General features: G+C 73.0%; 9 protein-coding genes. 4 read left to right on the top strand and 5 right to left on the bottom strand.

Annotated features, from left to right (window positions below; all coding sequences use genetic code 11):
* The first annotated feature begins 38 nt into the window (after positions 1–38).
* Positions 39–242 carry a VOC family protein gene (locus ACFOYY_RS40115; protein ID WP_386196592.1) on the top strand — a complete coding sequence of 68 codons (204 nt, stop codon included), beginning with the start codon at positions 39–41 and terminating at the stop codon, positions 240–242.
* An 8-nt stretch (positions 243–250) separates the two neighbouring features.
* On the opposite strand, the gene ACFOYY_RS40110 is transcribed toward ACFOYY_RS40115, so the two are convergent.
* Positions 251–1030 (bottom strand): SDR family NAD(P)-dependent oxidoreductase, encoded by a 780-nt coding sequence (locus ACFOYY_RS40110; protein ID WP_386196590.1) that lies wholly within the window; start codon positions 1028–1030, stop codon positions 251–253.
* 129 nt (positions 1031–1159) lie between these two features.
* On the opposite strand from ACFOYY_RS40110, the gene ACFOYY_RS40105 reads away from it, so the two are divergent.
* From ACFOYY_RS40105 to hypF, 3 genes are all read left to right on the top strand, one after another.
* Positions 1160–1741, top strand: a complete 582-nt coding sequence (locus tag ACFOYY_RS40105; protein ID WP_362911820.1) for an RNA polymerase sigma factor — start codon at positions 1160–1162, stop codon at positions 1739–1741.
* A gap of 2 nt (positions 1742–1743) precedes the next feature.
* Positions 1744–2838, top strand: coding sequence for an LCP family protein (locus tag ACFOYY_RS40100; protein ID WP_386196588.1), 1095 nt, complete (start codon positions 1744–1746; stop codon positions 2836–2838).
* Positions 2839–2928: 90 nt separating this feature from the next.
* Entirely contained in the window at positions 2929–5247 is a 2319-nt protein-coding gene (gene hypF / locus ACFOYY_RS40095; RefSeq protein ID WP_386196585.1) for a carbamoyltransferase HypF, read from the top strand.
* Between the two features lie 106 nt (positions 5248–5353).
* Here hypF and hypE read toward each other — a convergent pair whose 3' ends face one another.
* From hypE to ACFOYY_RS40075, 4 genes are read right to left on the bottom strand one after another with little or no spacing between them, the layout of a single operon-like run.
* On the bottom strand, positions 5354–6499 hold the full coding sequence (gene hypE, locus ACFOYY_RS40090; protein WP_386196582.1) for a hydrogenase expression/formation protein HypE: 1146 nt from the start codon (positions 6497–6499) through the stop codon (positions 5354–5356).
* The gene (gene hypD / locus ACFOYY_RS40085) at positions 6496–7620 is read right to left on the bottom strand and encodes a hydrogenase formation protein HypD (protein WP_352016497.1); all 1125 of its coding nucleotides are present in this window, start codon (positions 7618–7620) and stop codon (positions 6496–6498) included. The genes hypE and hypD overlap by 4 nt, the downstream gene beginning before the upstream one ends.
* Positions 7620–7895: a HypC/HybG/HupF family hydrogenase formation chaperone gene (locus ACFOYY_RS40080; RefSeq protein WP_362911817.1), complete on the bottom strand. Its 276-nt coding sequence runs from the start codon at positions 7893–7895 to the stop codon at positions 7620–7622. Before ACFOYY_RS40080 ends, hypD begins: the two co-directional genes overlap by 1 nt.
* The gene (locus ACFOYY_RS40075; RefSeq protein ID WP_352016499.1) at positions 7870–8265 is read right to left on the bottom strand and encodes a hydrogenase maturation nickel metallochaperone HypA/HybF; all 396 of its coding nucleotides are present in this window, start codon (positions 8263–8265) and stop codon (positions 7870–7872) included. The genes ACFOYY_RS40080 and ACFOYY_RS40075 overlap by 26 nt, the downstream gene beginning before the upstream one ends.
* Positions 8266–8276 lie beyond the last annotated feature (11 nt).

Below are 8276 nucleotides of genomic sequence, written 5' to 3'. Positions count from 1 at the left end.
CCGCCTGGTCCAGTCTCGACCCCCCGGGCGGGCTCAGGATGGCCTTCCAGCGGGTTCCCGAGGCCAAGGCGGGCAAGAACCGGCTCCACCTGGACGTCGCCGTCGAGGACGTCGTCGCGGCTGCGGAGGGCACGCTGAGCCTCGGCGGCCGCCGTTGTGGCGGGCCGGTGCGTGACGCGGCGGGCGTCTTCCAGGTGATGCTCGACCCCGAGGGCAACGAGTTCTGCCTCGTCGGCCCCTGAGGCCCCGCTCAGTGGACGGAGAGCCCGCCGTCCACGAAGATCGACTGCCCGGTGACGTACGCCGAGGCGCGGCTCGCCAGGAAGACCGCCGCGCCCGCGAAGTCCTCCGCCAGGCCGTTGCGGCCGATCATCGTCCGCGCGGCCAGCGCGGCGACCCGCTCGGGGTCGGACGACAGCCGCGCGTTGAGCGGTGTCATCACGAACCCGGGCACGAGCGTGTTGCAGGTGACGCCGTACGGCGACCACGCCTCGGCCTGGGAGCGTGACAGCGATTCGAGCCCTCCCTTGGAGACGCCGTAGGCGCCGCTCTGCACGAAGGCCCGGTGCGCCTGCTGGGAGCTGATGTGGATGATCCGGCCGAACCCCCGTTCCGCCATGCCCGGCCCGAAGCGCTGCCCCAGCAGGTAGGGCGCCTCCAGGTTGACGGCCATGGTGATGTCCCACACGTCCTCGCCCAGTTCCCCCATGGGGGGACGCTGGTTGATCCCGGCGCTGTTGACGAGGATGTCGGGCTCCCCGAAGGCCTTCACCGCCTCCTCCGCCGCGGCGCGCACGCCCTCGCGGGTGCTCAGGTCGGCGCTGACCCAGGCGGCGCGGCAGCCGTCGGCCTCAAGCTCGGCGGTCGTGGCGGCCAGTTCCTCCGGCCTGCGCGCCACGACCACGACGGCCGCCCCGGCGCGTGCCAGCGCCCCCGCGATGCAGCGGCCGATGCCGGAACTCCCGCCGGTCACCACGGCGACCCTGCCGTCCAGTGAGAACAGGTCCGACAGATACTTCTGCGTTGTCATGGCCGGAACTGTAGAGGAGTCCCACTCCGAGGCCCGGGAGCGGGGCGTGAACCCGATCGGGGGGTTGTGGCGAGACATCGCCGACCCCTGCCCCTACGGAAAGGCCGGCCCGATGCCATGGTGCCGACGATGACCGCACCGCCCACGACCGGCACGTGTGACCGCGACCTGGTACGCGAGTCCTGGACACGTCCTGAGGCGTTCGCCGCGCTGTTCGACCGCTACGCCGGCATGCTCTACCGGTACGTCTCCCGCAGGCTCGGCCCCGAGACGGCCGAGGACCTGGTCGGTGAGACGTTCCTGGTCGCCTTCGACCGCAGGAGACGCTACGACCTGGCCTACGCCGACGCCCGTCCCTGGCTGTTCGGCATCGTGACCAAACTCCTCTCCAGGCACCACCGCACCGAGGCCGCCAGGTACCGTGCGCTGCGGCGCAGCCCCGGGGAGGGCGTGGTCGAGAACCCGGCCGACCGGGTGGCCGCCGAGGTCACCGCCCTGGCCTGCAGGCCCGTGCTCGCGGAGGCGCTCGCGGGGCTGCCGCCCAGGGACCGTGACGTCCTGTTGCTGATCGCCTGGGGCGACCTGTCGTACGAGGAGACCGCCCGCTCCCTCGGTGTCCCGGTCGGCACCGTGCGCTCCCGGCTGAACAGGGCCCGCAGGAAGATACGCGCGGCGCTCGGCGAGACCAACCCGATGCACGAGGAGGAGTGACCATGGACGACCTGACGACGCTCCGCGCCCTCGGCGGCGAACTGGAGCACGAACCGTCCGCCGCCGCGCTCGACGGCCAGCGGCGACGCCTGCTCGGCGCCCTGGACGGCTCCCTGGACGGCGGGAGACGTGGACGCCGATGGCCGCGCAGGCCCGGTGCGCGCGGCGCGGTGATGCTCGCCCTGGCCGCCGCGGCCACCGCCGCCGTGCTCGTCGTCCCGAACCTGCTGCTGCGGGGCCACGAGGTGCCCTCCCCGGTGGGGGCGCGCCCGGTCAAGGCGAACGAGGCGATCAACGTGCTGGTCGCCGGGACCGACGGCCAGGCGGGGGCCAGGAGGAGCCGCGGGGAGGACGTCGGGGACCCCAGGGCGAACGCCGCGCGCGCCGACACACTGCTCCTGGTGCACCTGTCCGCCGACCGCGAGCGGGTCTCCGTCATCAGCATCCCCAGGGACTCGATGGTCCTGGTTCCCTCCTGTTCGAGTCCGGCGGGCAAGACCGTTCCCGCGAGGATCGAAATGATCAACGCCTCCTTCGCCGAAGGCGGCATGACCTGCCTCTGGAAGCGGGTCGAGACCCTGACCGGGGTCCGCGTCGACCACGCGGTCGAGGTGGACTTCTCCGGCTTCAAGGGCATGGTCGACGCCCTCGGCGGAGTCGAGGTCACCCTGTCCGCCCCGGTCGAGGACCGGAAGGCGAAGGTACGGCTCCCCAAGGGCAGGCAGGTGCTCAACGGCGACCAGGCGCTCGGCTACGTGCGGATGCGCTACAGCCTGGGCGACGGCTCCGACCTTGAGCGGATCGGCCGCCAGCAGCGGTTCATGAAGTCCCTGACGCGCAAGGTCGCGGGCCTGACGTCGGACCCCGTCCTCCTCTCCGCCTTCCTCGGCGAGGCCGCGAAATGGGTCAAGGCGGATCGCGGGCTCGACCTGGCGACGCTGCGGGCGATCGCCGGGAGCCTGGACGGGACGGCCCCCGGCTCCGTCGAGTTCCTCACGGTGCCCGTCCGCCCGTCCGCCGTGGATCCCATGAGGCTCGAATGGGACCGCGCCGCCGCGTCGCGCCTGTTCGCGAAGGTCCGCGACGACACACTGTGAGCCGGACGGCCGTGCGGGAGTCCGTACCGGGGCGGGTGCGCGGGGCGCGCCTCGTTGCGGCCTCCCGCCCGCCCGGCCGACAATGATCGGGTGATCACCCGCGTGCGTTCCGTGATCAGGGTCGAGGGCGTCGTGCAGGGAGTCGGCTTCCGCCCCTTCGTGTACGGCCTGGCGGTGCGGCTCGGCCTCGGCGGACTGGTCGGCAACGACGAACGCGGGGTGTTCATCGAGGTCGAGGGGGCTCCGGCCCTCGTGGCGGAGTTCACCGCGGCGCTCAGCGCGAGCCCGCCGCCGCTGGCCACCGTCGAACGGGTCAGCACGCGGCCCGCGACGGCGACGGGTGAGACGCGCTTCGCCATCGCGGGCAGCTCCGGGGGCGGGCCGCGGCGGACGCTCGTCTCCCCCGACGTGGCCACCTGCGACGACTGCCTGCGCGAGATGGACGACCCGGCGGACCGGCGGTACGGCTACGCCTTCGTCAACTGCACCAACTGCGGGCCCCGGTTCACGATCGTGCGGGACGTCCCCTACGACAGGCCGAACACCACGATGGCGGGCTTCGCCATGTGCGCGGACTGCGCGCGGGAGTACCACGACCCGGCGGACCGGCGCTTCCACGCCCAGCCGGTGTGCTGCCCGGCCTGCGGCCCCCGGCTGCGGCTGCTCGGCCCCGTGGGCGGCCCGCTGCCGGGCGACCCGGTCGAGGAGGCCGTACGGCTGCTGCGCGGCGGCGGGGTGCTCGCGGTCAAGGGGCTTGGCGGTTACCACCTGGCCGCTCTCGCCTCCCGCGAGCCCGCCGTCGCGGCGCTGCGTTCCAGGAAGCACCGGATGGAGAAGCCCTTCGCGGTGATGGTGGCCGGCCTGGCGGCGGCGCGGGTGCTGTGCGAGGTGGACGAGGCGGAGGAGCGGCTGCTCACCTCGGGGGCGCGCCCGATCGTGCTGCTGCGCGGGCGCGAGGAGAGCGCCCGTCTCGTCGCCCCCTCCGTGGCCCCCTCCGGCGGCCCTTCCGGTGAGAGGCCCGGGGACCGGTGGCTCGGGGTGATGCTGCCCTACACCCCGCTGCACCACCTGCTGCTGCGCGGCCTGGACGCGCCCATGGTGCTCACCAGCGGCAACGTCTCCGACGAGCCGATCGCCTACCGCGACGAGGACGCGCTGGCCCGCCTGGGCGGGGTCGCCGACGCCTTCCTCGTCCACGACCGGCCGATCCACACGCGCACCGACGACTCGGTCGTGCGGGTCCTGCGGGGTCGTGAGCTGCCGCTGCGGCGCTCCCGGGGGTACGCCCCGCGCCCGCTGCCGCTCGCCCGCGCCCTGCCCGGGCCCGTGCTGGCCTGCGGCGCGGAGCTGAAGCACACCTTCTGCGTGGCCAGGGGCGCCCACGCCTTCGTCTCCCACCACATCGGCGACCTGGAGAACTACGAGACGTTCCGGTCCTTCACCGAGGGGGTCGGCCACTTCCTGCGGCTGTTCGACGTCGTCCCCGAGGTGGTGGCCCACGACCTGCACCCGGAGTACCTGTCGACCAAGTACGCGCTCGCCCTTGAGGGGCCTCTCGCGGGGGCCCGCCCGGTGGCGGTGCAGCACCATCACGCGCACGTGGCCTCGTGCCTGGCCGACAACGGGGTCGCGGGGCCGGTGATCGGGGTGGCCTTCGACGGGCTCGGCTACGGTCCGGACGCGACGCTGTGGGGCGGGGAGTTCCTGGTGGCCGACCTGGTCTCCTTCGAGCGGGCGGGTCATCTGGCCACGGTGCCGATGCCCGGCGGGGCGGCGGCGGTCAGGCAGCCGTGGCGGATGGCCGCCGCCTACCTCGACGCAGCGTACGGCGGTGCCGTACCCGGTGACCTGGACGTCGTACGGCGCAACGCCGAGGCCTGGGAGGGGGTCCTGGCGCTCGGCAGACGCGGGGTGAACGCCCCCCTGACGTCGAGCGCGGGCAGGCTGTTCGACGCGGTGGCCTCGGTCGCGGGCGTCCGGGACGTCATCGGCTACGAGGGGCAGGCGGCGGTCGAGTGGGAACGGCTCGCCGACCCGGCGGAGACGGGCCGTTACGGCTTCCGCCTGACGGGTTCTGCCCCCTTCGTCGTCCACGGGACCGACCTGGTCGCGGCGGTCGCCGAGGACGTCCGGGCGGGCACGGAGACCGGGGTGGTCTCCGCCAGGTTCCACAACACGGTCGCGCGGATCGTCGCCGAGGGCTGCGCCCGGGTCAGGCGGGCGGGCGGGCCGTCCACGGTCGCGCTCTCCGGGGGCGTGTTCCAGAACGCGCTGTTGCTCGTGCGGGCCGCCGCCCTCCTGGAGGAGGACGGCTTCCACGTGCTGACGCACGGGCGGGTGCCGCCCAACGACGGCGGCGTCAGCCTGGGCCAGGCCGTCGTCGCGGGCGCCCGCGACATCCGGCACTGACGCGGGCGCCCGGTCCGGCACTGACGCGGGCGCCCGCGACGTCCGGCGCTGGCCCGTGCGTCCGTGGGCGTCTGGGCACGTCTGTGGGCGGCTGTGGGCGGTTCCCTCAGCAGATGCGGGGCAGCGGGTCGCCGACCAGCAGGTCCACGATGCGGGTGCCGCCGAAACCGGTCTTCAGCAGCACCAGCCCCGGGGGGTCCTGCCCGACGCGGCCGACGAGCGCGGCGCCCTCGCCGAGGGGGTGCGCGCGCAGGGCCGCCAGCGCGGCGTCCGCCACCGCGCCGTCGACCACGGCGACCAGACGTCCCTCGCAGGCCACGTAGAGCGGGTCGATGCCGAGCAGTTCGCACGCGCCGCGTACGGCCCGCCGTACCGGGACCGCGTCCTCCTCGACGACCACGGCGACGCCGGAGGCCCGCGCGATCTCGTTCAGGATCGTGGCGACCCCGCCCCTGGTCGCGTCGCGCATGCAGCGCACGGCGCCGGGGCAGGCGTCAAGGAGCGCGGCGGCCGGCCCGTTCAGCGGCGCCGTGTCGGAGACCAGGTCGGCCTCGATGTCCAGTTCGCCCCGGGCGAGCATGATGGTGACGCCGTGCTCGCCGACCGGCCCGGAGACGATGACGGCGTCGCCGGGGCGTGCCCCCGCCACACCCAGGGCGCCGGGCCGGTCGAGCAGCCCGACCCCGGCCGTGTTGACGTAGCACCCGTCGGCCTTGCCGCGCTGCACCACCTTGGTGTCGCCGGTGACGATCCGGACCCCGGCCGCCTGCGCCGCCTTGGCCATCGACGCGACGACGCGCCTGAGGTCGCCGACGGGGAACCCCTCCTCCAGGATGAAGCCCGCCGAGAGGTACAGCGGGCGGGCGCCGCACATCGCCAGGTCGTTGACGGTCCCGTTGACCGCGAGGTCGCCGATGTTCCCCCCGGGGAAGAACAACGGGGAGACCACGTAGGAGTCGGTGGTCAGGGCCAGGCGCTGGGTGCCGGCGTCGAACACGGCGCCGTCTTCGAGCGGTTCGAGCAGCGGGTTGCGGAAGGACTCAAGGAAGACCGCCTCGACCAGGGACTGGGTCGCCTTGCCCCCCGCCCCGTGGGCCATGGTGATGTGTTCCTCCCGCACCGTGGCCTTGCGGCGGCGTGCCCGGTCGACGCGTTCGAGGACCTGTTCCTCGCGGCCCGGCCGTACGGTCTGGTTCTCGTGTTCGCGGACCAGGGCCTCGGCCCAGGCCGCGGTTCCCTCGGCGCCGGTCACCGTGTCGCCTCCCGCACCCGTTCCCGGGAGAAACGGCCGAAGTTGTAGTAGGCCGCGCAGGCCCCCTCCGAGGAGACCATGCAGGTGCCGATCGGGGTCTCCGGGGTGCAGGCGGTGCCGAACACCTTGCACTCCCACGGTTTGAGCACGCCCTTGAGCACCTCGCCGCACTGGCAGGCCTTGGGGTCGGCCACCCGGACGCCGGGGATGCCGAAGATCTGTTCCGCGTCGTGGACGGCGTAGCGTTCCCGCATGCCGAGCGCGGAGTGGGAGATGAACCCCAGGCCGCGCCACTCGAAGTAGGGCCGCAGCCGCATCACCTGGTTGACGGCGGCGAGCGCCCTGGGGTTGCCCTCCCACGGCACGACGCGGGCGTACTGGTTCTCCACCTCGGAGCGCCCCTCGGCCAGTTGCAGCAGCAGCATGTAGATCGACTGCAGGAGGTCGAGCGGCTCGAACCCCGCGACGACGAGCGGTTTGCCGTAGTCACGGGCGATGAACTCGTACGGCCCGCAGCCGATGACCGTCGAGACGTGGCCGGGGCCGATGAACCCGTCAAGGCGCAGGTCCGGGGAGTCCAGGATGGCCTTGATCGCGGGGATGATCGTCACGTGGTTGCAGAAGACGGAGAAGTTGGTGATCCGCTCGGCCTCGGCGCGCATGACCGTCATGGCGGTCGAGGGAGCCGTGGTCTCGAAGCCGATCGCCATGAAGACGACACGTCTGTCCGGGTTCTGCCGGGCGATCTTGAGGGCGTCCAGCGGTGAGTAGACCATGCGGATCTCGGCGCCCTGGGCCATGGAGTCGAAGAACGAGCCCCGCCCGCCGGGGACCCGCATCATGTCGCCGAAGGAGGTCATGATCACATCTGGCCGCTCGGCGATGTGGATGGCGTCGTCGACCCGTCCCATCGGGATGACGCAGACCGGGCAGCCGGGGCCGTGCACCAGGGTGATGTTCTCCGGCAGGTGGTCCTCAAGCCCGTGCTTGTAGATGGTGTGGGTGTGGCCGCCGCAGACCTCCATGAACTTGTAGCGCCGCCCCGGTTCGCACAGGTTCGCGATCTTCGCGGCGAGGGCCCGCGCCTTCTCCGCGTCACGGTACTCGTCGACGAAACGCATCACGCCTCACCCCGGCCGATCGGATCGAAGGGGTCCAGTGAGGACTCCTTGAGTGCGGCGAGTTCGTCGTCGTACGCCTGGCCGATGCTCTCCAGGAACTCCATCGCGGCCTTCGCCTCGTCCTCGTCGATCTTCGAGAGGGCGAAGCCGACGTGGATGAGGATCCAGTCGCCCGGCCTGAGCTCCTCGCCTTCGAGCAGGCCGACGTTGATCGCCCGCCGTACCCCGCTCACGTCGACCCTCGCGAGGTCAGTGTGATCCGCCAGGATCTCCACGATCTCCCCCGGAATCCCCAGACACATGGCTCACCACCTCCTCAAGCTCGATGGATTCGAGGGTCAGCTCGTCGCCGCCCAGCAGGTCGACGTCGGTGCTCGCGCAGCCACCGCACACGGCCAGCGCGTCGTAGGTCTCCCGGTCCTCGCCGCAGGAGCGGCAGGTGAGCCTGGCGGGCACCACGACCAGGTCCGCCGTGGCGCCCTCCGCCACGCTGCCCGGCGCGACCAGGGAGAACGCCTGGTCGAACGCGGGCCCGGTGATCCGCAGCATCGCCCCGGCCCGCACGCGCAGGCGCGCCACCTTGCGTCCCCGGGCCCTTCGCTCGACCGCGTCGAGCACCGCCTCGGCTATTCCGAACTCGTGCACGGCCCCGCCGC

It is taken from the genome of Streptosporangium jomthongense (assembly GCF_042650425.1).
Lineage (GTDB): Bacteria > Actinomycetota > Actinomycetes > Streptosporangiales > Streptosporangiaceae > Streptosporangium.
This window is presented reverse-complemented; position numbering and strand designations above follow the sequence as displayed.

Excerpts from the sequence above, each read along its gene's own strand:
- ACFOYY_RS40115 (WP_386196592.1), top strand. The coding sequence starts at position 39 with ATGGCCTTCCAGCGGGTTCCCGAGGCCAAGGCGGGCAAGAACCGGCTC.
- ACFOYY_RS40110 (WP_386196590.1), bottom strand. The coding sequence starts at position 1,030 with ATGACAACGCAGAAGTATCTGTCGGACCTGTTCTCACTGGACGGCAGG.
- ACFOYY_RS40105 (WP_362911820.1), top strand. The coding sequence starts at position 1,160 with ATGACCGCACCGCCCACGACCGGCACGTGTGACCGCGACCTGGTACGC.
- ACFOYY_RS40100 (WP_386196588.1), top strand. The coding sequence starts at position 1,744 with ATGGACGACCTGACGACGCTCCGCGCCCTCGGCGGCGAACTGGAGCAC.
- hypD (WP_352016497.1), bottom strand. The coding sequence starts at position 7,620 with ATGCGTTTCGTCGACGAGTACCGTGACGCGGAGAAGGCGCGGGCCCTC.